General features: G+C 45.4%; 17 protein-coding genes and 1 tRNA gene. 3 read left to right on the top strand and 15 right to left on the bottom strand.

Annotated elements, in window-relative coordinates; translation table 11 throughout:
• Position 1 precedes the first annotated feature (1 nt).
• From rpsF to hflK, 7 genes are all read right to left on the bottom strand, one after another.
• Positions 2–400 carry a 30S ribosomal protein S6 gene (gene rpsF, locus Xenpb_RS04325; protein WP_047962417.1) on the bottom strand — a complete coding sequence of 133 codons (399 nt, stop codon included), beginning with the start codon at positions 398–400 and terminating at the stop codon, positions 2–4.
• A 192-nt stretch (positions 401–592) separates the two neighbouring features.
• On the bottom strand, positions 593–1,330 hold the full coding sequence (gene rlmB / locus Xenpb_RS04320; RefSeq protein ID WP_187653242.1) for a 23S rRNA (guanosine(2251)-2'-O)-methyltransferase RlmB: 738 nt from the start codon (positions 1,328–1,330) through the stop codon (positions 593–595).
• Positions 1,331–1,388: 58 nt separating this feature from the next.
• Positions 1,389–3,869 carry a ribonuclease R gene (gene rnr / locus Xenpb_RS04315; RefSeq protein ID WP_187653241.1) on the bottom strand — a complete coding sequence of 827 codons (2,481 nt, stop codon included), beginning with the start codon at positions 3,867–3,869 and terminating at the stop codon, positions 1,389–1,391.
• A gap of 44 nt (positions 3,870–3,913) precedes the next feature.
• Positions 3,914–4,333 (bottom strand): nitric oxide-sensing transcriptional repressor NsrR, encoded by a 420-nt coding sequence (gene nsrR, locus Xenpb_RS04310; RefSeq protein WP_047962420.1) that lies wholly within the window; start codon positions 4,331–4,333, stop codon positions 3,914–3,916.
• Between the two features lie 235 nt (positions 4,334–4,568).
• Entirely contained in the window at positions 4,569–5,867 is a 1,299-nt protein-coding gene (locus Xenpb_RS04305) for an adenylosuccinate synthase (protein ID WP_099112693.1), read from the bottom strand.
• 258 nt (positions 5,868–6,125) lie between these two features.
• On the bottom strand, positions 6,126–7,124 hold the full coding sequence (hflC, locus tag Xenpb_RS04300; protein WP_187653240.1) for a protease modulator HflC: 999 nt from the start codon (positions 7,122–7,124) through the stop codon (positions 6,126–6,128).
• A 2-nt stretch (positions 7,125–7,126) separates the two neighbouring features.
• Positions 7,127–8,359: an FtsH protease activity modulator HflK gene (gene hflK, locus Xenpb_RS04295; RefSeq protein ID WP_187653239.1), complete on the bottom strand. Its 1,233-nt coding sequence runs from the start codon at positions 8,357–8,359 to the stop codon at positions 7,127–7,129.
• A gap of 122 nt (positions 8,360–8,481) precedes the next feature.
• On the opposite strand from hflK, the gene Xenpb_RS04290 reads away from it, so the two are divergent.
• Positions 8,482–8,700 (top strand): hypothetical protein, encoded by a 219-nt coding sequence (locus tag Xenpb_RS04290; RefSeq protein WP_167385918.1) that lies wholly within the window; start codon positions 8,482–8,484, stop codon positions 8,698–8,700.
• Here the strand turns inward: Xenpb_RS04290 and hflX are convergent.
• The 6 genes from hflX to tsaE all read right to left on the bottom strand — a co-directional run bounded on the left by hflX (position 8,680) and on the right by tsaE (position 15,299).
• Positions 8,680–9,960 carry a ribosome rescue GTPase HflX gene (gene hflX / locus Xenpb_RS04285; RefSeq protein ID WP_187653238.1) on the bottom strand — a complete coding sequence of 427 codons (1,281 nt, stop codon included), beginning with the start codon at positions 9,958–9,960 and terminating at the stop codon, positions 8,680–8,682. The genes Xenpb_RS04290 and hflX overlap by 21 nt on opposite strands.
• A 97-nt stretch (positions 9,961–10,057) precedes the next feature.
• Positions 10,058–10,360 (bottom strand): RNA chaperone Hfq, encoded by a 303-nt coding sequence (hfq, locus tag Xenpb_RS04280; protein ID WP_099112697.1) that lies wholly within the window; start codon positions 10,358–10,360, stop codon positions 10,058–10,060.
• Positions 10,361–10,468: 108 nt separating this feature from the next.
• Entirely contained in the window at positions 10,469–11,410 is a 942-nt protein-coding gene (miaA, locus tag Xenpb_RS04275) for a tRNA (adenosine(37)-N6)-dimethylallyltransferase MiaA (protein ID WP_187653237.1), read from the bottom strand.
• A complete protein-coding gene (mutL, locus tag Xenpb_RS04270) occupies positions 11,403–13,436 on the bottom strand; it encodes a DNA mismatch repair endonuclease MutL (RefSeq protein WP_187653236.1) in 2,034 nt (677 codons plus the stop codon). The genes miaA and mutL overlap by 8 nt, the downstream gene beginning before the upstream one ends.
• A 52-nt stretch (positions 13,437–13,488) precedes the next feature.
• The gene (gene amiB / locus Xenpb_RS04265; protein WP_255523019.1) at positions 13,489–14,817 is read right to left on the bottom strand and encodes an N-acetylmuramoyl-L-alanine amidase AmiB; all 1,329 of its coding nucleotides are present in this window, start codon (positions 14,815–14,817) and stop codon (positions 13,489–13,491) included.
• Positions 14,818–14,834: 17 nt separating this feature from the next.
• Positions 14,835–15,299 (bottom strand): tRNA (adenosine(37)-N6)-threonylcarbamoyltransferase complex ATPase subunit type 1 TsaE, encoded by a 465-nt coding sequence (tsaE, locus tag Xenpb_RS04260; protein ID WP_187653234.1) that lies wholly within the window; start codon positions 15,297–15,299, stop codon positions 14,835–14,837.
• A gap of 204 nt (positions 15,300–15,503) precedes the next feature.
• Between tsaE and queG the strand changes: the two genes are divergently transcribed.
• On the top strand, positions 15,504–16,661 hold the full coding sequence (gene queG / locus Xenpb_RS04255; protein ID WP_187653233.1) for a tRNA epoxyqueuosine(34) reductase QueG: 1,158 nt from the start codon (positions 15,504–15,506) through the stop codon (positions 16,659–16,661).
• Positions 16,662–17,237: 576 nt separating this feature from the next.
• Here the strand turns inward: queG and Xenpb_RS04250 are convergent.
• The gene (locus Xenpb_RS04250; RefSeq protein WP_187653232.1) at positions 17,238–18,671 is read right to left on the bottom strand and encodes a 4-hydroxyphenylacetate 3-hydroxylase family protein; all 1,434 of its coding nucleotides are present in this window, start codon (positions 18,669–18,671) and stop codon (positions 17,238–17,240) included.
• Positions 18,672–19,549: 878 nt separating this feature from the next.
• Positions 19,550–19,625 (bottom strand) — tRNA-Gly (locus Xenpb_RS04245).
• A gap of 382 nt (positions 19,626–20,007) precedes the next feature.
• On the opposite strand from Xenpb_RS04245, the gene Xenpb_RS04240 reads away from it, so the two are divergent.
• Positions 20,008–23,388, top strand: a complete 3,381-nt coding sequence (locus tag Xenpb_RS04240; RefSeq protein WP_187653231.1) for an indolepyruvate ferredoxin oxidoreductase family protein — start codon at positions 20,008–20,010, stop codon at positions 23,386–23,388.
• The last annotated feature ends 26 nt before the right edge of the window (positions 23,389–23,414 follow it).

The following is a 23,414-nucleotide window of genomic DNA, read 5'->3' as shown; positions in this document are numbered from 1 at the left end:
ATTACTCTTCAGAATCCCCAGCTTCATCAACATCATCAACCAGGTCTTCTTCCAAGACCAGATCACGGCTACGACGTTCGTCTTTAGCCTTAACCATTGGTGATGCTTCAGTTACTGCGTGCTTAACGCGCATAACCATGCTGCGGATAACGGCATCGTTGAAGCGGAAGTTAGTTTCCAGCTCATCAATCGCTTCTTGTGGCGCTTCAACGTTCATCAGAACGTAGTGAGCCTTGTGCAGTTTGTTGATTGGGTAAGCCAGTTGACGACGACCCCAGTCTTCCAGACGGTGAATCTGACCTTGCGCGTTAGTGATAGTCGCACTGTAACGCTCGATCATGCCCGGAACCTGTTCGCTTTGGTCAGGATGGACCATAAAAACGATTTCGTAATGACGCATTAGCATTGCTCCTTACGGATTATTCAGCCTCCTGTCAGGGTCAGCCGTGGCCCATGGAGGCAAGGAACGTGTTTAGTACGGCTGAAAAATCGACGCGTCACTATACCCGCACAATACAAAAAACTCAAGATACCGGTAAAGAAAACGCGTTTATTCTTCTTTCAGACGCTTTCCAATGAAAGAACTTAAGAATTATTGCGTGTTTCTCTGACGCACGATTTCAAACAGGCATACCCCTGTCGCCACCGATACATTCAGGGAAGAAACTGAACCCGCCATTGGAATACTGATCAGTTCATCACAATGTTCGCGGGTCAGTCGGCGCATACCCTCACCTTCCGCACCCATGACCAAGGCCATTGGACCAGTCATTTTGCTCTCATATAACGCATGGTTCGCTTCTCCCGCAGTGCCAACGACCCAGATATTGTGCTCTTGCAGTAAGCGCAGGGTACGGGCGAGGTTAGTTACGCGGATCAGTGGAACGCTTTCTGCCGCACCACAGGCAACTTTTTTCGCTGTCGCATTCAGTTGTGCTGAGCGATCGCGCGGAACGATAACCGCATCAACCCCCGCCGCATCCGCAGTACGCAAGCAAGCTCCCAGATTATGAGGATCGGTGACACCATCCAATACCAGCAAGAATGGACGATCCAACCGCGACAATAAGTCAGGCAAATCATTTTCCTGATACTGACGCCCCGGTTTAACCCGTGCAATGATACCCTGGTGTACCGCGCCTTCTGTCTGGGCATCCAGCCATTGGCGATTGGCAAGTTGTACTACAATGCCGATGCTTTCCAGCTCCTGCAACAATGGGGTTAAGCGGCGATCTTCACGCCCTTTCAATACATAAACTTCCATGAAGCGTTGTGGATCACGCTCCAACAAGGCTTTAACGGCATGAATACCGTAGATAATTTCACTCATGACTGGCTAATACCTAACTCACTGATTAACTGTTTTTTACCGACTGTTTTATGGGCTATTAACCCGCGCTCTTTTTCGCGCGTTTCGCTTTCAGTTTTGCCGTAATTCTTTTGGTTTTGTCTGACGGTTTTTTCTTTTTACTTGGCTTATTACTTGGCTTAGGCGATGCAGGCTTTTCCGCACTTTTCTTTTTACGGAAACTATTGTCCGGCTCAAAATTGGCTGATTTTTTATAATCACGGCCTTTTTTGTCATTTTTACGCTCTGGCTTGCCTTTTTTCGCCTTATCGCGCGCGGTCTTTCCTTGATTCCGTGCCTTGCGGGTCGTTGAAAGCAAGGTGAAATCAATATTACGCTCATCCATGTGAACCGCTTCTACGCGGATTTCAACCTCATCACCAAGGCGATAAGTCTGCCCAGAAGATTCACCAATCAAACGCTGGCCAACATTATCATATCGGTAATAATCGTTATCCAGCGTCGAAACATGTACCAAACCATCAATGAACAGATCATGCAGGCGAACAAAGAAACCAAAACCTGTCACGCTGGTAATCAAACCGGTGAAAACATTGCCTACCTGATCTTGCATGAAATCACATTTCAGCCAATCTGCTACATCCCTTGTTGCTTCGTCGGCACGACGCTCAGTCATGGAGCAGTGGTCACCCAGTTGCAACATGTGATCCATGTCGTTGTGCCATCCGCCTGTCGGCGTCCAGCGATGCTCAGCACTATCATTCTCAACAACACCATTCTCAACAACACCATTCTCTTGCGCGAGTAAGTATTTGATCGCTCGGTGTAACGCCAAATCAGGATAGCGGCGAATCGGTGAAGTAAAGTGAGAATAAGCACGCAACGACAAGCCAAAGTGACCACGGTTTTCAGGCTCATAGATCGCTTGTTTCATTGAACGCAGCAGCATGGTTTGCAACAGCTCATGATCCGGTCGATCCGCAACGTCCTTCATCAACTGCGCATAATCTTTCGGTTCCGGTTTCATTCCACCCAATAGGCTCAATCCCAATTCGTTGAAGACTGAACGCAGGTTCAGAATACTCTCTTCTTTTGGCCGGTCATGAATACGGTATAACGCAGGCTCATGATATTTTTCAACAAAGCGAGCCGCCGCGATATTTGCCAGAATCATGCACTCTTCAATAAGTTTATGCGCATCATTGCGTACAACTGGCTCAATCCGCTCAATACGACGTTCCGCATTAAAAATAAACTTGGCTTCTTCAGATTCAAATGAAATAGCACCACGCTGTTCACGTGCCTGTTCTAATGCCTGATAAAGTTCATGCAGATGCTCAATATGACTTACCAGTGGCTTATAGTGATCACGCAATTCCTGATCGCCCTGCAAGATTTTCCAGACTTTCGTATAAGTCAAACGAGCATGTGAATTCATCACTGCTTCGTAAAACTTATAGGAAGAGAGTTTACCTTGGGCAGAAACCGTCATTTCGCACACCATACACAGGCGATCGACCTCTGGATTGAGGGAACACAACCCATTCGACAGCACTTCCGGCAACATCGGTACAACCTGAGAAGGGAAGTAGACTGAATTACCCCGGCTACGTGCTTCTGTGTCCAACGGTGTTTGCGGGCGAACGTAGTAACTGACATCGGCAATCGCAACCCATAAACGCCAGCCACCACCGCGTTTTCTTTCACAATACACGGCATCATCAAAGTCACGGGCATCTTCGCCATCGATCGTCACCAACGGTAATTCACGTAAGTCAACACGGCCTTGTTTGGCAGTCTCTGGAACGTTTTCATCCAAATCTGCCACCTGTGTTTCTACCATTGGTGACCAGCTATGGGGAATTTCATGGGTACGAAGCGCAATTTCAACCGCCATGTTCGTTCCCATTGTTTCGCCCAGCACTTCAACAATTTTACCTATGGCCTTGGTTCGGCGGGTCGGGCGGTTTGTTAATTCAACCACCACAACGTTCCCCATTCTTGCCCCGCAAATCTCCTCTTTGGGGATCAAGATATCGAAACACAAACGGCTGTCATCAGGAACGACAAAGCCCATACCAGCATCCATAAAGTATCGCCCAACGATTTGGCTGTTTTTTGGTTCCAATACCCGCACGATGCGCACTTCAACGCGGCCTTTTCTGTCTGGTCGCAAAGGCTGCGCCAGTATAACATCACCATGGATCGCTATTTTCATCTGATCAGAAGGCAGATAAAAATCTTCTTTGTGGCCTTCCACACGCAGGAAGCCATATCCATCACGATGCCCAATCACCGTACCTTTCAATAAATCCAGCCTTTCTGGCAACGCGTAACATTGACGGCGGGTAAAAACCAACTGCCCATCGCGTTCCATTGCCCGCAAACGGCGGCGCAATGCTTCCTGTGCTTCTGCACTGGTTAACTGAAGTTCTTGTGCTAATTCCTGACGGCTTACCGGAGTGGTGTGTTTAAAAATGATATCCAAGATGTATTCACGGCTTGGGATAGGAGATTCGTATTTTTCAGCCTCTCGTTCCTGAAAAGGATCTTTTGACATCGTCATTCCTCTGTTGTCATCAGCAAGCTGTTTATCCCCCTGCTTCACTTAATCAGAAGCAATTGATAAAGGGGACGATTGTCTTCAACCATATCGGCCAAAGTATGTTTATCCAACTCTTCCAAAAAATTTTCTACCGCTTGATTCAAGACTGATTTTAAGCGACATGCAGGCGTTATTTGACAGGCACTACAGTTAACCAATGAAAGTGGTTCCAATGAACGAACCACATCACCAATTCTGATCTCGCTGGCAGGTTTCCCCAGACTTATGCCACCATTTTTTCCCCTGACAGCGTTCACCAACCCTAAGTGACTAAGTTGATTGATGATCTTTACCATATGATTACGTGATAAACCATAAACTTCAGTTACCTCTGTAATGCTGGTCATTTGACCTTCCGGTAAAGAAGCCATGTAAATCAAAGCACGTAGCCCATAATCAGTAAAACTGGTTAACTGCACACTCACCTCTGGGAGACTGAATATAACGGGGTTTATTTGGAACCAAAAAATGTCTGTTTGTTGGTTTTCGTTAGTTGTTCATTATTATGTGGGTATTTTAAAAATTAAGCAAAACGGGCGATTCGCTTCTTTATTTTTTTATCTATAAATTTCTTTAGTTATGAATTTCTTTATCTATAAAAAGTAAAAACCGGGCATTAAGCCCGGTTATTTGCCCAAAAGATTAAGCTATTAATTAAGCATCAAATGGGTCACGCAGGATCATCGTTTCTGCACGATCTGGACCTGTAGAAATAATATCAACAGGAACGCCGGTCAGCTCTTCTACGCGCTTGATGTAGTTTAATGCTGCTTGTGGCAACTGGCTATGCTCTTTCACACCGAAAGTGCTTTCATCCCAACCTGGCAGAGTTTCATAAACTGCTTCCAGACCTTCCCAGTTTTCTGCTGCCAGAGGAGTGGTATCAATAACAGAGCCATCTGCCTGACGATAGCCAACACAGATTTTGACTTCTTTCAGGCCATCCAGCACGTCCAGTTTGGTCATGCAGAAGCCAGACAGGGAGTTGATTTGGATCGCGCGACGGATAGCAACGATATCCAACCAGCCAGTACGACGGCTACGGCCTGTAGTCGCACCAAATTCCTGACCTTTCTGACGCAGGTATTCACCGGTTTCATCAAATAATTCAGTCGGGAATGGACCTGCACCAACACGGGTGGAGTAAGCCTTGATGATACCCAGTACATAATCAACGTAACGTGGACCCAGACCGGAACCAGTCGCAACACCACCCGCAGTAGTATTGGAAGAAGTCACATAAGGATATGTACCGTGGTCGATATCCAACAGCGTACCCTGTGCACCTTCAAACATGACCAATTCACCTTTCTGAGTTGCTTTATAAAGCAGGTCAGAAACGTCAACTACCATGCCAGTCAGGATGTCAGCAACAGCCAGAATATCATCCAGTGTTTTCTGGTAATCAACCGCTGGTTCGTTGTAATAGTTAACCAGTTGGAAGTTGTGGTACTCAATGATTTCTTTCAGCTTGACTGCGAAATTTTCTTTATCGAACAGATCACCGACACGCAGACCACGACGTGCGACTTTGTCTTCATATGCAGGGCCGATACCACGACCTGTTGTACCAATCGCCTTGGCGCCACGCGCTTTCTCGCGGGCATTATCCAATGCAACATGGTAGGGCAGGATCAGCGGACAAGCTTCAGAAATAAGCAGGCGCTCACGTACAGGAATCCCACGTGATTCAAGCTCTTTCATTTCTTTCATCAAAGCATCTGGTGCTAAAACGACCCCATTTGCGATAATGCTAATGACGTTTTCACGTAAGATCCCAGATGGGATTAAGTGGAGAACGGTTTTTTCACCGTTGATGACTAGTGTATGGCCGGCATTGTGGCCCCCCTGATAACGAACTACGTACTTAGCCCGTTCAGTCAGCAAGTCGACGATTTTACCCTTGCCCTCGTCACCCCATTGGGTGCCCAATACGACAACGTTCTTACCCATTTCAAAAGTTCACTCGGTTGCTTAAAAATGGATTCTACCATCTCATTTAGCACCTTTCAGTATTTTTTGTTACTTCTGTTATTTCGTTTCGTCATATAAATGGGCTGATAAGTAAACATTGGTAATGAAAATAACATACAAAAAAGCCACTATATGTTTTTTTACAGTGGCTTAGGAAGCGGCCAGATACACGCTGGCCGCTATAGGTTTATTTTGCCAATTAAAGTAGATTGAAGGCTATTTGCCCGTCAAAACCACTTAATCATTCGCGCGATTATGCTGCTTAGATGGCTCTTTCATATAACGGAAGAAATCGTTATCCGGGCTGAGCACCATGATGTTGCCATCATTTTTGAAGCTATTTTCGTAAGCACGCAGGCTACGGATGAATGCGTAGAACTCCGGATCCTTGCTGAATGCGTCAGCAAACAGTTTAGTTGCTTCCGCATCACCTTCACCGCGTAAAACCAATGCCTGACTTTGTGCTGCTGCCTTGATTTCAGTCGCTGTCTTATCCGCGGCTGCACGGATTTTCTCAGCTTCTTCCAGACCTTGTGAACGATGGCGACGGGCTACCGCTTCACGCTCTGCACGCATACGCTGATAAATTGCGTCTGAGACTTCATCTGGCAAGTTAATTTGTTTAATACGAACGTCCACAACTTCAATCCCCAATGCCGCCATACTGTTCGGGTTCAGGGTTGGTTGTTTACCTTTCGTTTCTTTCGCCACTCGGGCCGCTGCCGAAGCAATCTCGTTGTCGGCAGTATCATCATCACTTGTTCCCAAGTTCAGCGCATCACGCACATCTGTCGTCAGACGACCACGAGAATCTGTCACGATGCCACGTACATCCAAACGACCAATCTCAGAACGCAGACGGTCACTGAATTTACGTTTCAACAGCAGTTCAGCCTGCGAAATTTCTCCATTACCTGTTGCCAGATAATATCTGCTGAAATCGTTAATGCGCCACTTCAGATAAGAATCAACAATCAGGTCCTTATTTTCACTTGTCAGGAAACGGTCAGCTTTGATATCCATAGTCTGGATACGAGCATCGAGCGTTTTAACAGTTTCAATAAATGGAATTTTGAAGTGCGGGCCAGGCTGATAAACGACAGGTTTATTTTCAGCGTCACGCAAAACTTTTCCAAAACGCAGCACGATGCCACGCTGACCTTCGTATACGATAAATATCGACGAATACAGCACAACCAATATGATGGCAATAGCAAAGACGAACGACTTACGCATGATTATGGTCTCCCTTGTCTTAGCGTATCACCACGCAGGTTGTTTAAATCACCATAGCCTGAACCGGAGTTATTATAATTTGAGCGCCCTTGTGTAGACGTAGGCTGTGTCGTATTACGCTGTTCTGGAGTGACCTTGACGTCCTGATGGCGTGTTGGCACTTCAGACTGATTACGTAAAACTTGATCTAACGGTAATACCAGCATGTTGTTGCTCTTTTCGTTTGCAATAACTTTGCGGGTCTGACTCAGAACACGTTCCATTGTTTCAATGTAAAGGCGCTCACGAGTAATTTCTGGTGCAGCTTTATACTCAGGCAAAATTTTAGCAAAACTTGCCACTTCACCCTGTGCATTCAATACCACACTCACTTTATAGGCTTTAGCATCTTCAATGATGCGTTGGGCATAACCCTTGGCTATTGGCAGAACAGAGTTTTTGTAAGCGTCTGCTTCACGGATGGTTTTTTGCTCTTCTTCGCGGGCGGCGATAACATCATCAAATGCCGCTTTCACCTCTTCTGGTGGGCGCGCAGTTTGGAAGTTAACGTCCAGCAACGTGATCCCCATTTTGTACGGGCGAATAGTTTCTTCCAGTACTTTCTGAGTATCGTTACGCACAATTGTACGGTCTGCCGTCAGAATTTTTTCCATTGAGTATTTGCCAACCACCCCACGTACAGCACTGTCTGTTGCTTGACGCAGGCTGTTGTCAGGAGTGGTGACGTTGAAAAGGTAAGCTTCGGGGTCAGTGACACGGTACTGAACGTTCATCTCAGCACGTACAACGTTTTCATCTGATGTCAGCATGACACCTGATGTTGCCAGTTCACGAACAGATTCAACGTTAACGGCACGTACTCGATCGATAAACGTCATTTTCCAGTTCAAGCCAGGTTGAACAACGTGGCTAAATTTACCCAATCGGGTAACTACCCCACGCTCTGTTTCTTTAATCGTATAGAAACCACTTACAACCCAGACAACAACTGCAACAGCAACGGCAAGACCAATAAGACGCCCGCCAAATTTAGCGTTCTGTTCAGAACCATTTCCACCTTTGTTTCTACCGAGACCACCGAGCTTTTCACTCAGTTTACGGAACAGATCGTCGAGATCAGTTGCCCCACGGTTTCGACCACCTTTATTGTTGCCGCCGGAGTTGCCGCCATTATTATTGCTGCTTCCCCACGGGTCGCGGTCCTGTCCGTTATTACCGGGCTGATTCCACGCCATGTTTTAGCTCCACTTTTTAGTTTTTACTGGTTTTTCAGAGGTGACTGCTCTCCACCCTGCTGGGTGAGGCTTCCCACTTCACAGGCCGTTGCCTGTTCCTGACAGGTCTGACAGCGGCCTCCATGGGCAGAAACAACGAATTTCGTTGTTTTTGTAAGCAACCAATATTATTTGGTGATACTTTTGACAGTGCAATTCAGTCACTGCAATTTTGGCACAGTCATTTCATCACCGCCATTCCATCTCCGCTACGCCATGACTATAAGCACCTTGAAATGGCGGGTAAAATGATACCTTGTTTGTCGCTCTGCGCCAATCAATCAGACAACATAGTCGGGTAAATTTGGGTCTTGTTTGCACAGGCGGCGCCAATCCACCATTGGCATTCTGATTTCAATACCCATTTGACCATTTTCTTCTACCCATTCACGTTCAATAGCCTGAAGCTGGTAGAAACGACTGCGCAGACGTCCCGCTTCCGGCGGAAGATGCAATTCATAGTGTGCGATTTCACCTGAAAGGCGTTCAGTCAAGGCCTGCAATAGCAGCGGAATGCCTTCACCAGTCTGCGCGGATAACCATACCCTGACAGGGCGATTTTCCTCATCACGGTCGATGCGTGGAACAAAATCTTCCAACATATCAATTTTATTCATGACCAAGAGAGAAGGAATTTCATTGGATTCAATCTCTTCAAGGACACTATCAACAGCAATGATGTTTTCATCAAGACGGCTATCCGCCGCATCGACAACATGCAGCAGCAATTTTGCCTGCCGGGTTTCCTGCAAAGTCGCCTTAAATGCTGCAACCAGGTCATGAGGCAAATGACGGATAAAACCCACTGTATCCGCCAAAACCACGGCACCAACGTCATTCACGTCTATTCGGCGCAGAGTCGGATCTAAGGTGGCAAAAAGCTGATCAGCCGCATAAACTTCAGCAGAAGTTATTCTATTGAATAAGCTCGATTTCCCTGCATTGGTATAACCAACAAGAGAAACGGTAGGAATATCTGCCTTATTGCGTGCCTGACGCCCCTGTTCACGCTGTTTTTCAACTTTGCTGAGGCGCCCCAAAATCTGTTTGATTTTGTCACGCAACATACGACGGTCACTTTCTAACTGAGTTTCTCCGGGACCACGCAGACCGATCCCCCCTTTCTGGCGTTCAAGGTGGGTCCAGCCCCGTACCAGACGGGTAGATAAGTGACGCAATTGCGCCAATTCAACCTGTAACTTGCCTTCGTGCGTTCTTGCCCGCTGAGCAAAAATATCCAGGATCACGCCCGTACGATCAACGACGCGGCATTGGCACAAGCGTTCAAGATTACGTTCCTGGGCCGGGCTGAGTGTATGGTTAAATAAAACCACATCTGCGCCACTGTTTTTGACAGCTTCGGCAATTTCCTCTGCCTTACCCTCTCCGACAAAATATTTCGGATGAGGCGCCTTCCGGCTTCCCGTTACAATCTGCACAGGAGAAACACCTGCGGAAGTCACCAATGACTCAAACTCACTGAGATTTTCCGTATCTTTTTCCTGTGAGAAGAAAACATGCACCAGAACGGCTAATTCTCCGCCTTCATAACGATCAAACAACGGTGCAACCCCTCAGGCTAAGTAAAAATCCATAGGAAAAAACATAGGTAAAGTCTCCCTACCTATGTTTTTATTTACGTCATGCACAGCCACTGGTTTACTCAGTGGCATCAGTTTCCTGTTGTACTGCCGGGTTAGCACCAGCATGATAATTTCCAACGCCAGTTGTCACATTCTGGTTGCTACCATGATGAGACACAGGACGGGAAGGCACAACAGTTGAGATGGCATGCTTATAAACCATCTGACTGACAGTGTTTTTCAGTAAAATGACAAATTGGTCAAAAGATTCAATCTGACCCTGTAATTTGATGCCGTTGACCAAATAAATAGAAACCGGGACCCTTTCACGCCGTAAAGCATTCAGGAATGGATCTTGCAAAGATTGCCCCTTAGCCATTCTATATTTTCCTTATTTTGTTGTTTTTAACTAAGAACCGATTGGTTCGAAAAAGTAACTACTCAAAAATGATGCTTTGTACCGATCAATTGTACACAATCAATGAATTTATGTACTAATAACCTGCATGACTGTGTTTAGTGATTGTTTAGGTTGATCGCTATCCAACCAAGTCACATTGTCCCAACTCCTGAGCCACGTGATCTGACGTTTCGCCAGTTGGCGCGTCGCACAGATACCACGATAGATCATCTCATCATGAGATATTTCGCCTGCGAGGCAGGACCACATCTGACGATAACCAACACAACGAATGGAGGGTAAATCTGTATGCAAATCACTACGAGCATAAAGCGCTTTCACTTCATCTTCAAACCCTGATTTGATCATTTGTTCAAAACGGGCTGCAATACGCTGATGCAAAATTTCACGGCTTGCAGGCGCGATCGCAAATTGATGAACGCGATACGGCAATATTTCTCCAGACGTTTCTGTCAATTCAGTTAGAGTTTTACCCGAAATTCGAAAAACTTCCAGTGCACGAGTAAGACGTTGTGGATCATTAGGATGAATCCTTACAGCCGCAACCGGATCAATTTCCTGTAACTGCCGATGCAATTCATCCCATCCAATCTCCGCTGCCTGCTGTTCAATCTGCGCCCGAACTTCAGGATTGGCAGAGGGCAAAGGCGATAATCCTTCCAGCAATGCTTTGAAATATAGCATGGTTCCACCAACCAGGAGTGGAATTCTCCCCGCCGCCGTGATCTCTGCCATTTCTTTTAGAGCATCACGGCGAAAATCGGCAGCGGAATAAGTCTCGGCAGGATCGAGAATATCAATCAGGCGATGGGGTGCCTGTGCCTGCTCTTCTGCGGAAGGTTTTGCTGTCCCAATATCCATTCCACGGTAAATCAACGCGGAATCAACACTGATTAATTCAACCGGAAGATGCTGACGCAAGGCGATCGATAATGCCGTTTTTCCTGAAGCCGTTGGCCCCATGATAAAAATGGCTGTCGGCAGATGTTGAGTTTTTAAATCACTCATGATTAAGGCGTGCCACCACTGCTTGTAAATCAATTAATTGTAATAACCCTTCCGGTGGCGATACCACCAGTTGAGGGCAAAGACGCTCGACATCAGCCAAAAGTTGGACGGCTTGTGCGACGTTCCACGTTTCACGCTCACTACCCAAATGACGGGAGAGCCAAATTGCCACCTGTTCAGTAGAAGCGACTGACAATCCGCCAAGGTAATCCAACAGCTCCGGCAGAAGTTTTGGCAGATTCTGTTGACGCAAAGGCAACGATACCGCATGAATGGTCACTTTTCCATGTGCGACTGTCGATTCAATACCAAAAGTCTTCAGTAGCTCACTATTCTGCTTCAAGGTGTTCATTTCTGTCTGATTGAGAGCAAGCTTCAGCGGGATCAACAAAGGCTGAGATTTCAGCCCCTGTTTTCCCGGTGTCAGTTCTCTCGGTGTCAGTTGCGCCTGCTTCAACCAGCGCTCAGCGACTGGAAGCGAGAGCAAACCTATCCCTAATGGCGATTCAATCAAGGCATGACAATCGGCATAAATACTCAATACCTTTCCGAACGTGTATTTTTCAAGGCCACTTAATTTTTTAAGATCACTGGATTTTTCAAGATCATACATATTGCCAATACTAACCGCGTTATTTTTTCCCTGCCCCGGTTGCACTGGGCTGACCGGAACAGACATTGAGCCGGAACTTGACGGGCTAGGCGTTGAAGTGACTCTTTGCGGAAACAAAGGACGCTTTTCTTCCGGTGAAAACTGCATCAGCTTCTGGTACAATTCACCCTGTTTTTTCTGATAGCCTTCTCCATGATGCGATGGCTGTGTTTCATGGCCTGAATACTGTCGTTCCCCATGTTCCTGCTTCTTGCCGTTATTATCGTTTTCATCAGTATCATGACGTCGGGAAGATTCTGAATCCGTGGGTACGTTGCTCTTCCGAAGAAAATGGTTTTCTCCCGCAGAAGGGCGATTCTCTGGCACCCAATTTGCAGCCGTCTCTTGACAACCAAGCGCTAATTCCGCGCCCTTGCTACGTTGTTTCAATACCGCAGACACACCCTGATAAATAAAATCATGCACCAACCGTGCTTGATGGAAGCGAACCTCATGTTTGGCAGGATGAACATTGACATCCACCTGATGCGGATCAATCTCCAAATACAGAACATAAGCAGGCTGTTGCTCCCCCTGAATCAAATCTTGATAGGCTTGGCGAATCGCATGATTAATCAGCCGATCCCGCATCATACGTCCATTGACGTAGCAATATTGAATATCGCTTCCTGCCGTCGCGCTCATTGGGTCAGCCACCCAACCTTTAATGGACAGGGAATCATGTTGCCATGACAACGCCAAAGCCTGCTGTACAAACGTCGTACCACAAATTGCGGCCAAACGCCGTTCATGCTGAGATTCGTCTTTAGCGGGACGATACTGGCGCACCAGCTTTCCGTTATGATTCAGGTTGATGGCAACATCCAACCGCGCCAGTGCAATCCGGCGTACCACTTCATCAATATGACCAAACTCCGTTTTTTCCGTTCTCAGGAATTTGCGGCGGGCGGGCGTGTTATAAAACAGATCCAACACTTCAACCGTCGTACCCACAGGATGCGCAGCAGGTTTAACCGTCACTTCCATATCACGGCCTTCGGCGTAAGATTGCCACGCTTCTGTCTGGCTTTCAGGGCGAGAGGTCAATGTCAGCCGAGAAACAGAACTGATACTCGCCAGCGCTTCTCCACGAAAGCCCATACTCATAATCGCTTCCAAATCATCCAATGAAGCAATCTTACTGGTGGCATGACGTGCCAGTGCTAACGTAAGGTCTTGTTGACTGATTCCGCAGCCATTATCACGGATTCGAATCAACTTTGCGCCGCCACGTTCAATATCGATATCAATGCGGGTAGCACCGGAATCAAGACTATTTTCCACCAATTCTTTCACCACTGATGCAGGGCGTTCAACCACTTCACCGGCGGCAATCTGATTTGCCAATTGTGGAGGTAATATCTTGATAGCCATTATTCGACCTTACTTACGATTTTAAGCCTATTCTGATAGGCAGATATATTGGTTACTTTGGTGCTGTCTGCAATGGGTTAGTCTGGAAATAATGACGTAATCCTAAATGGATGGCTTGTGCCAATTTTTCCTGATATTGGTTGGAACCCAATAACTCTTCTTCAGACAGATTACTGATAAAACCGGTTTCCACTAAAATAGACGGGATATCCGGCGAGCGTAAAACACCAAGGCTCGCATGCTCTGGTGTGCGTTTATGCAAAGAACCAATTCTGGTGAGCTGACTCAATACTTGCATAGCGACATCATAACCAACTCTCTGGGAATGGCCGAATTGTAAATCCAACACAGCCTGACTCAAATATGGGTCGGTGCCATTAGCAAGTGCATCTCCTGCGCCTCCCAGCAACTCGGATTGCTTCTCATGCTGTTCCAGCCAATTACCCAATTCGCTGTTTGCACGGCGGTTAGAGAGCACCCAGACAGAAGCCCCTCTGGCACCACGATTAGGAGCCGCATCTGCATGAATCGATATCAACATATTGGCTCTATGCTTACGGGCAACTTCGGAACGTCCCGCCACAGAAATAAAATAATCGCCATTCCGCGTCAATACAGGCTTAAACATGGGATCGCTGCGTAAAAGTGCTTCCAGTTTACGGGCAATACTAATAGTTACATTTTTTTCCTTCAATCCACGTTGACCTATCGCACCGGGATCTTGCCCACCATGCCCTGCATCAATAGCAACCACAATCGGGCGGATACCTTTTCCAGATTGAATTGCCTGTTTTTTCACGCTCTTATCATTAAGGTTCGTGGATTCATAAGATTTCGGGGCAGGTTTTACCTCCGGTTTCATTGACTGAGCATCATAAGTAAGTGACTGCTTACTTTCATTTTTAGCAGCATTATCCCTGAAAATAGGTGCTCTATTATTCGCTGCATCCTTGGTTTTAAGAGTAATAACTAGCTGATATTTGCTACCTGTTTTCTTCACTGAAAACGTCTCTGTAGCTTTATTCGCCAATTCCAGCACAACCCTCTGATGATGTGTATCAGGCGGCTGACTGGAGCGTACCAGCCTGACTAAATCCTGCCCGGATAAGCGCATCGGTAGACCAACGATTTTGCCAGATTGACGAATATCTACGACTAATCGTTCGGGAGAATGCAAAGGAAAAAATCGATAATCAGGGCGCCCGCCAGTGAATTCCAACGTTACTGTGGCCTCAGAGGGGCTATTATTCACATGAACATTCGACAACGTAGCCGCCATAGCCGTTGTCATGACCAACTGACTCAACATGACAAACAAAACACAGGCCATCACCCAGTGGGCATGCCATTTTTTTACCACATTCACGCAAAAGGCATTCATCATGGTCGGGTATTCCTTCATAAGGACTTCAAATTATCCAACAGACTTTCACCATATTCAGATAACGCAACAAAACGCGCCTGTCGGCCTTCGCTGTCATAACTCAAATGCAGCTCAATATCGGCATCAGGCAGAACACCAGCGCCTTGTTGAGGCCATTCCACCAAGCAAATAGCATCCTGGTGGAAATAATCACGGATCCCCATAAATTCCAGCTCTTCAGGATCAGCCAGACGGTATAAGTCAAAATGATAGACAGGCCGTGGTTGTAAAGCGTAAGGTTCGACCAGCGTATAAGTTGGACTTTTCACATGCCCCTGATGGCCGAGCGCCTGTAGGAAACCACGGCTAAATGTGGTTTTTCCTGCACCAAGATCACCATATAAATAAATAACATAGCCGCGATCGCCGACTGACGCCACTGCATTACCCAATGCAACTGTGGCATTTTCATTTGGAAGTGGTAAAACGAGTTCTTTCATCGAAAAATATCTATTTTATTTATTGAATTAAGAGCCTGAACAGATAGACATATCAGTAAAATAGCTTAACCGATAACCATAACATAACTCAGGCATAATCACTGAACATCTTATGCACCGCTGTAACGCCATATTCCGTATTTTTTGTATTCAATCCACACTGTGTTAATCTACGCTCCTCTTACAGCAGTAAATTGATATCCCATGGCAGCCCCTCTCGATCTGAATCTTCTAGCAGCAAATATCAAACAATGGGGTATTTCCCTCGGTTTCCAACAAGTCGGTATCTGTGACACCGATTTATCGGCAGAAGAACCAAAGCTACAGGAATGGCTTGATAAGCAATATCATGGCGAAATGGACTGGATGGCACGTCACGGTATGATGCGCGCCCGTCCCCATGAACTGCTGCCCGGAACTTTGCGGGTAATTAGTGTACGCATGAATTATCTGCCCGCTAAAGCCGCTTTTGCCAGTACGCTTAACAATCCACAAATGGGCTATGTTAGCCGCTATTCGCTGGGCAGAGATTATCATAAACTGCTGCGCCAACGTCTCAAAAAACTAGGCGATACGATCCAAGACTATTGCACCACCCATGAATATCAGGGAACTCTGAATTTTCGTCCTTTTGTCGATTCTGCTCCTATCATGGAACGCCCACTGGCAGCAAAAGCCGGGCTTGGATGGGTTGGTAAACACTCACTTATATTAAATCGAGATTCAGGCTCCTGGTTTTTCCTCGGTGAATTGCTGATCGATCTTCCCTTACCTGTTGATGCCCCCCAAGAAGAACAATGTGGGCGATGTGTGGCCTGCATGACAACTTGTCCGACAGGAGCCATCGTTGAGCCTTATACCATTGATGCCCGACGGTGCATTTCATATCTGACAATTGAATTGGAAGGCGTAATACCGGAAGAATTTCGTCCGTTAATGGGTAACCGGATTTATGGCTGCGATGATTGCCAGCTTATCTGCCCGTGGAACCGTTTTTCACAATTGACAGATGAAGCTGATTTCAACCCACGTGCAGCACTGCATACTCCAGAGCTGCTTGATCTGTTCAGTTGGAGTGAAGAAAAATTTCTGCGCATCACGGAAGGCTCAGCAATTCGTCGCATTGGGTATTTGCGCTGGCTACGCAACATTTCTGTTGCCTTAGGCAATGCACCTTACCAAGATGACATCGTACTAGCTTTGGAAAAAAGAACGGGATTAAGTAATGTTTTGGATGAACATATCCACTGGGCTATTAATCAACAAATAAACCGCCGTAATGCTAATTCAATCGAAGTTCAGACCTCACAACAAAAACGTTTGATACGTGCTATTACTAAAGGCCTACCCAGAGATGCTTAACAATCAACCAATCGAATTTTTTGTTAAAAAAGCCGTCTGTTTCCTTGTGAATAAAATAAAAATGCTTTTCTGAACAATAAACAAATCAGGGGTAAATATTAATCAATGTATTTTAAAATGAAGTTAATTATTTTAATTAATCAATAAGTTAAATATAAACCATTGCCTTGGGTGATAACTCAAAATATTCAAACACGGCAAAGCCCCCTGTGGATAACTCTGTGCAACAAGTAGAGCATCGTCAAGTGACTCAATATGACTGTAATTTTAAATTCTGTGGATAAAAACGAGAATTGAATTCTAGTAGAAAACACCAGAAATCAGCAGTGAAATAAAAACCCCACCCATCCATTCTAGACGCTAGTGGAGAAATTTTCCTCTGCCTCTTCAAAAATGAGGCGGCATTATGGACTTGTTAGAGCAGGATAGCAAGCGCTTTATCGACAATTTATTTTTGGCGGGGATTGCATTTTTAATAGGGTCTATATTTGGGGTGAAAGTCAGGTAACTGTTGGAAAATAAGATATGAATTGTAATAAGTGCCAACATTTCTATGCTGGCACTTCCCCTTACCGACTATGGCATTTTTACCTTCTCAACCAATGCCCTTGATGACTCCCAATCGTATTGCTTATAAAAACGTCCTAACGTCTGATAAGGGGCGCCTGCATAAAACAATTCATATTGATGATGCCTTGAAGCAAACTCTGACCCAACCGCGTCCCACACTAACTTCATCAGCCTGACTCTTTCGATAGGGGAAGCAACTGATGAATATTGTGTTTTCTCGATTATTCCTAAAATTTCATCATTTTCTAAATCTGCCTCACTGGATGGCAACATCAGAATGCCTCCACCCGCTAGCTTTCTGATTATTTCCAACACATTAGGATATATTGACTGCGACATAACCCGATACGTATAAAGCAGGGTCTTATCTGGTATATAAAATCCGTTATATATTTTTGGACAATGGATGACGCTTTTAAACAGCGCCTCCATATTCATGGCATAACAGGCTAACTGTGCAAGTGATTCCTTCACGGCAGGGATCTGACTCACGCCGTTTATCTCAGCCATATTCTGAGCCAAACCCGCCAAAAAATGCAATTTCACAGCATAACGCGCCAGGCCTTGAGTATCCATTATCACTTCTGTCGCCGTTGAGTCTAACTGTCTGAGACACATCTCAATATCTTCGAAGACAAAGACCCTTTCCCAGGGCACCAAAACATCATCAAAATAGAGCATGGAATCATTTTCATCAAATCGGGACGATAGCGGATAATCCTTGGGATTTGCCCCTAGTTCGTAAGATTGCCTTGAAATGATTTTGATGCCATCCGTATTAAGTGGCACAGCAAAAGAGAGTGCATATCGCTCATCAACGCCCTGCTTAAGGGGGTAATGCGTACCAACAAAAACTTCATCTGCCAGAGCTGCCCCGGTTGCCAACATCTTTGTACCTCTGACAACAATGCCCTTCGCATTCTTTTCCACCACACCAAGAGTGTGATAAATATTTTTAGTATGCTCACCCGGTGTTTTTGAACGATCACCTTGTGGGCTAATCAGTGCGTAAGTCAGATAGAGATCTTTTTCACTCGCATAAGCAAAATAATTCCGCAGAGCATCCGCTCGCTCTTGTGAATAAGATTCAAATAACTCAATATGCGTCAGCATTCCTGTAAGTGCCGATGGAGTATAATCAGGGCTTCTGCCCAACCAGCCAACCGTCTGCTTCGCCCATTCATAGGCAGCATGACCGCGTGCAACTAACTTTTCTGGTGTAGAGGGTAATTCCCAGTACAGGCTGATTTGCTCCCCCGTTTCTGTCTTAAAAGTCATGCTATCGGCATGATTAACTTTATAATCATATAAATTCGCTACAGACCTGATAGCATTCCTGAACGCGGGATGATCCACATGATTTGCAATCTTCTCTCCATTAATAAAAATCGTTCGTCCATCACTCAGGTCATCAAGATATCTTTCTCCGGTTCTTATCATCTTTTCTATGCTCCCATCAATAATGACGATTTTTTTAAAGATCAAGAAAAGAAGTCTTTTTAATCAACACCGAATTCCTAATTTATAAAGATAATGGCTCTATTAAGGACAGACATAATTACAATACATATGCGTATGATCAAAACCTTGCTGAAAAAGAGGATCTATTAGTATCACCGATACCCACTGTAATAACGCTACAACCAGCAGGTTTTTAATGATGATCACGGAGATACATTGTCTTCCCAGTGCCAACGAAAAAGAACTTACTTTTCAACATACTGGGATATACTCCTGTGGATTGGTCAGAAAAGCGATATCAAATTCCAGCGCTATCGTGATAATGAATAATAGATGGATTAGCCTAATCAACGGAAGTTATAGTTTGGCACTGAGCTTATTAACGATATCCAATTGATTTTAAATACAGCCCAAATAAATGTACCGTTATAATGATCCATACATAAAAATTTATTTATCATGTTGCTACATTAGTATTAATAGCTATTCGTCCATTTCTTAAAGTAAAAAAACAAATAGCCACAGCCAATAATGTTATCCCCATCAATGTATAAGTCAGGACGCTGAAAGCACTACTATAAATAGTCATCAATTCCTGTCCCGATAAATTAACATTGCCAAAGCTCTCGCCACACATATCGCTTCGCCACAAGCCCACATGGTAGTTAAAATGCCCGTCGCCATTCCTGCTCGCTCAATCGGAACTAACCGAGTGGCAGTTACCCGCACTGCCTGTTCATCTGTTGAGAATGAAAAGCCACTATGTTCCCAATCGGATATCGGTCTTAATTGATTGGATAGCATTATGTTGGAAAGAAGTTGAGAAACTCGAATAAATGGGGTGAGGTAAGAATGATTGGAGCGGGAAACGAGACTCGAACTCGCGACCCCAACCTTGGCAAGGTTGTGCTCTACCAACTGAGCTATTCCCGCGTCGCTGATGGCTATTATTAGCCTGAGATACCTGAATGCTGGTTAACACTATTCAACACTATGAATAGCAAGACAATTATCTTAACCTGCACACTAATAATGTGCGCCATTATGAACATGTTCAGATAAGATGGCAAGCCCTTTACATTTATCTTCATGCTAAACGCTCAAAAGATACCCGCTCAGTTCTGACACAAAAATGACATGCCATCTCCGTTGCAATTATTTAGAATGGCTCCATATCCCATAAAATTAACATTAAATAAACAAATAACTAACATCTAATAAGATTTATGCTTGTCGTAACCATTTGATAGAAATAGATTAGCATCAATTTTGGTCGTTACTTAGATGATTATTCTCTTCAGAGAGGGTCAAAGATATGGCTCGATATTATCAATCTAAATTTGTCACGGGCACTGAAGCGCTGGTTGACCTTCTACTCGCTCAAGCTAAGTTAGATGAACTCCATAATCTTAATACAGCGGGATTCGTTTCAGGTTATCGCGGTTCACCTTTAGCCCGTTTAGATCAAACATTATGGCAACACAGCAAAGAGCTTATTCAAGCTAATATCCGGTTTCAGCCGGCAGTCAATGAGGATCTTGCGGCAGATGCACTGATAGGTACACAGAAAGTGGAATCTGACTCTGACAGGCAAGTTAATGGTGTCTTTGGGATGTGGTACGGCAAAGGGCCGGGAGTCGATCGTTCTGGCGATGCACTGAGACATGGCAATGCCTATGGCTCTTCACCACACGGTGGTGTGTTGGTTATCGTCGGGGATGACCATGGCTGTGTCTCTTCTTCCATGTCCCACCAATCTGATCTCGCGATGATGGCATGGAGTATGCCCATTTTGCATCCGGCATCGGTTGCTGATTACCTCGATGTTGGCCTATGGGGGTGGGCAGCTTCACGCGTAAGCGGCGCATGGTTTGGATTCAAGGCGATCAGTGAAGTTGTGGAAAGCGGTGCCATCAGAGAAAGTAAACCCTTCCCCGAGTACAAAATCCCTCAAGTTGATTCCGGCCCCGATGGATTGCACTGGCGTTGGCCAGATCTCCCCGGCCCGCAGATTGAAAAGCGTTTAGCCTATAAACTGAAAGCCATTGAAGATTTTGCCAAACTGAACCCCATTGATTATCTCCTCACACCTTGTGAACATCCACGCGCCTTATTGGTCACAGTTGGCAAAGCCCATCTGGATGTCATGGAAACTCTGCGTGTTGGAGGGCTGACACCTTCCGAATTGGCACAACGAGGAATCGCATTTCTTCATGTACGCTTGGTTTTTCCTTTATCACCGCTTCTCAGCGAACTAGCTGCACAAGTGACTGATATCTTTGTCATTGAAGAGAAAGCAGCCATCGTTGAAATGCTGTTAGCACATCAATTAGTTAAGTTACGAAAAAGCATCAATCTGATAGGCAAACATAACCATCTCGGTCAAAAATTGTTGCCGGCTGACATAGAAGTACGTCCCTCACGGATCGCAACTCCACTTTCTGGATGGTTACAACAGTTCGGCCTCTTTCTCTCCGTGCCGCCAGAATGGTCGACAGCGATTATTCCGCATGATGCCACTTTGCCTAAACGAACACCTTATTTTTGTGCAGGATGCCCTCACAGCACTTCAACCCGCTTGCCGGACGGTAGCCAAGCTCAAATTGGCATAGGATGCCATGTCATGGCTGCGTGGATGGATCGCAACACAGGAAACGGCCTCACGCCAATGGGAGGCGAAGGTGTCGACTGGATAGGACATGCCCCTTTTGTCAATCGCTCTCACGTATTTCAGAATCTGGGAGATGGAACCTATTTTCATTCCGGTCACTTAGCTATCCGTCAATCTGTTGCTGCGGGAAGCCACATTACTTATAAGTTATTGTTTAATGATGCCGTCGCGATGACAGGCGGGCAGCCACTGGATGGAAACATTACAATATTACAAATTGCCTCTTTGATGATTTCAGAAGGGGTAAAAGAAGTCGTTGTTGTGACAGACCATCCTGATAAATATAAAGATAAAAGCCGCCTTCCCGCCAATGTGAAGTTCTATGGGCGGGATTATCTGGAAGATATACAGAAACGACTTCGTGAGATTGTTGGCGTAACCGTCATCATCTACGATCAAGAGTGTGCTACAGAGCTTCGCCGCAAAAGAAAGCGTGGGTTAGCCCCCAAAGTGATGCGACGTGCTGTCATTAACGAGCAAATTTGTGAAGGCTGTGGTGATTGTCAAATACAATCGAATTGTCTCGCTGTGATCCCGACAAAAACCCTTTTAGGCACTAAGCGCACGATAGATCAACACGTTTGTAATTCGGACTTATCCTGTCTGAAAGGATTTTGCCCAAGCTTTATTACCGTCGAAGATGCCAATCCATGTCCCGATCTCAGCAAAATTCTCTCACAAACCGATTTAGAAAAAATTATCCAGAAGCTACCACTACCAACCCCCGTCTTGGCGGAAATCCCTTATGAAATCCTATTGGTTGGGGTCGGCGGTACAGGCATCGTCACCACAGGACATCTCCTTGCAAATGCCGCCCAATTAGATGATTGTGCCGTCAACTTGCTCAATTTTACCGGTTTTGCCCAAAAGGGAGGGGAAGCAATAACCCATATTCGGTTATGCCATAACGCCAATAAACTGCATCAAGTCAGGATTGATCGAGAGAGAGCTAATCTGGTTATCGCTGCTGATCTCGTTGCGGCGATAGGGCAAAATGCGCTGGAAGTTATGTCGAGGGGTTCAACGAAATGTATCCTCAACACTCATGAAACGCAAATTGGCGCAATGCTCCGAGCCCCGATGTTGGATCTTGATCAACCTAAGATGCTGGATCTCCTTAGCCAACATACTCACACCTTACTCTCTATTGATGCAGAAATGATGGCTGCTCATCTGGTAGGAGACCGAGCTCAAACAAATATCATATTAATCGGTTATGCCTGGCAACTTGGTAAACTCCCGATCACGTTATCTTCTATCCACAATACCATTCAAGAGCTGGGAAATTCAGCGGATAATGCGCGACGGGCTTTTCTGATAGGCCGTATCGCGGCTGTGCAACCAGAGATTTTACAGAAGCATTTAAATACGCATCCACAAAAAAGCATAAAAAGCCTGGACGACCTCGTGATGCATCGATATCAATTGCTGGTTGATTATCAGAATGAAAGATACGCGATACATTATCTCAGCCGTGTTGCCCAGATTCAGATGGTAGCGCAACAGATTGATGCCGAAGAAATTACCAGGGCAGTTGCTGAAAACTTATTTAAATTGATGGCGTACAAAGATGAATATGAAGTTGCACGCCTTTTTGTCAAAACCGATTTTTTCGATAACCTGCAAACTCAATTCGATAATACAAATAAAATTCGCTTTCACCTCAGCCTTCCCCTGCTCAATCGTAAAGATCCCCGCACAGGTCAACGAGGAAAACGGGAATACGGTTCATGGATTATTCCTATACTCCACTTCCTTGCTGCGTGTAAATCACTGCGTGGCACTGTCTTCGATATTTTTGGCTATCAAGAAGAGCGTAAGCAGGAAAGAAATTTGCTGCTTGAATATGAGCGATTAATTGATATTTTGATCGAAAAAATGGATCACAATAATTTGGCAATCTGTCAGCAAATTGCAGAATTGCCCAATCAAGTGCGTGGTTTTGGACATGTGAAGCAAAAAGCGATGAAATATATGATGGAAAGCAGGAAAACATTGCTGAAAGAATTACAAAAAACGATGTGATAATACGTGTTGGACATCATTAATAG

This window comes from Xenorhabdus sp. PB62.4, assembly GCF_014467285.1.
GTDB lineage: Bacteria > Pseudomonadota > Gammaproteobacteria > Enterobacterales > Enterobacteriaceae > Xenorhabdus.
The sequence above is the reverse complement of the archived record's forward strand: the minus strand, read 5'-3'. Positions and strand labels throughout refer to the sequence as shown.

Bases quoted from the DNA above. Each gene is read 5' to 3' on its own strand.
- rpsF (WP_047962417.1), bottom strand. From the start codon at position 400: ATGCGTCATTACGAAATCGTTTTTATGGTCCATCCTGACCAAAGCGAA.
- rlmB (WP_187653242.1), bottom strand. From the start codon at position 1,330: ATGAGTGAAATTATCTACGGTATTCATGCCGTTAAAGCCTTGTTGGAG.
- rnr (WP_187653241.1), bottom strand. From the start codon at position 3,869: ATGTCAAAAGATCCTTTTCAGGAACGAGAGGCTGAAAAATACGAATCT.
- Xenpb_RS04305 (WP_099112693.1), bottom strand. From the start codon at position 5,867: ATGGGTAAGAACGTTGTCGTATTGGGCACCCAATGGGGTGACGAGGGC.
- hflC (WP_187653240.1), bottom strand. From the start codon at position 7,124: ATGCGTAAGTCGTTCGTCTTTGCTATTGCCATCATATTGGTTGTGCTG.
- hflK (WP_187653239.1), bottom strand. From the start codon at position 8,359: ATGGCGTGGAATCAGCCCGGTAATAACGGACAGGACCGCGACCCGTGG.
- Xenpb_RS04290 (WP_167385918.1), top strand. From the start codon at position 8,482: ATGGGCAGAAACAACGAATTTCGTTGTTTTTGTAAGCAACCAATATTA.
- hfq (WP_099112697.1), bottom strand. From the start codon at position 10,360: ATGGCTAAGGGGCAATCTTTGCAAGATCCATTCCTGAATGCTTTACGG.
- miaA (WP_187653237.1), bottom strand. From the start codon at position 11,410: ATGAGTGATTTAAAAACTCAACATCTGCCGACAGCCATTTTTATCATG.
- mutL (WP_187653236.1), bottom strand. From the start codon at position 13,436: ATGGCTATCAAGATATTACCTCCACAATTGGCAAATCAGATTGCCGCC.
- amiB (WP_255523019.1), bottom strand. From the start codon at position 14,817: ATGAATGCCTTTTGCGTGAATGTGGTAAAAAAATGGCATGCCCACTGG.
- tsaE (WP_187653234.1), bottom strand. From the start codon at position 15,299: ATGAAAGAACTCGTTTTACCACTTCCAAATGAAAATGCCACAGTTGCA.
- queG (WP_187653233.1), top strand. From the start codon at position 15,504: ATGGCAGCCCCTCTCGATCTGAATCTTCTAGCAGCAAATATCAAACAA.
- Xenpb_RS04250 (WP_187653232.1), bottom strand. From the start codon at position 18,671: ATGATAAGAACCGGAGAAAGATATCTTGATGACCTGAGTGATGGACGA.
- Xenpb_RS04240 (WP_187653231.1), top strand. From the start codon at position 20,008: ATGGCTCGATATTATCAATCTAAATTTGTCACGGGCACTGAAGCGCTG.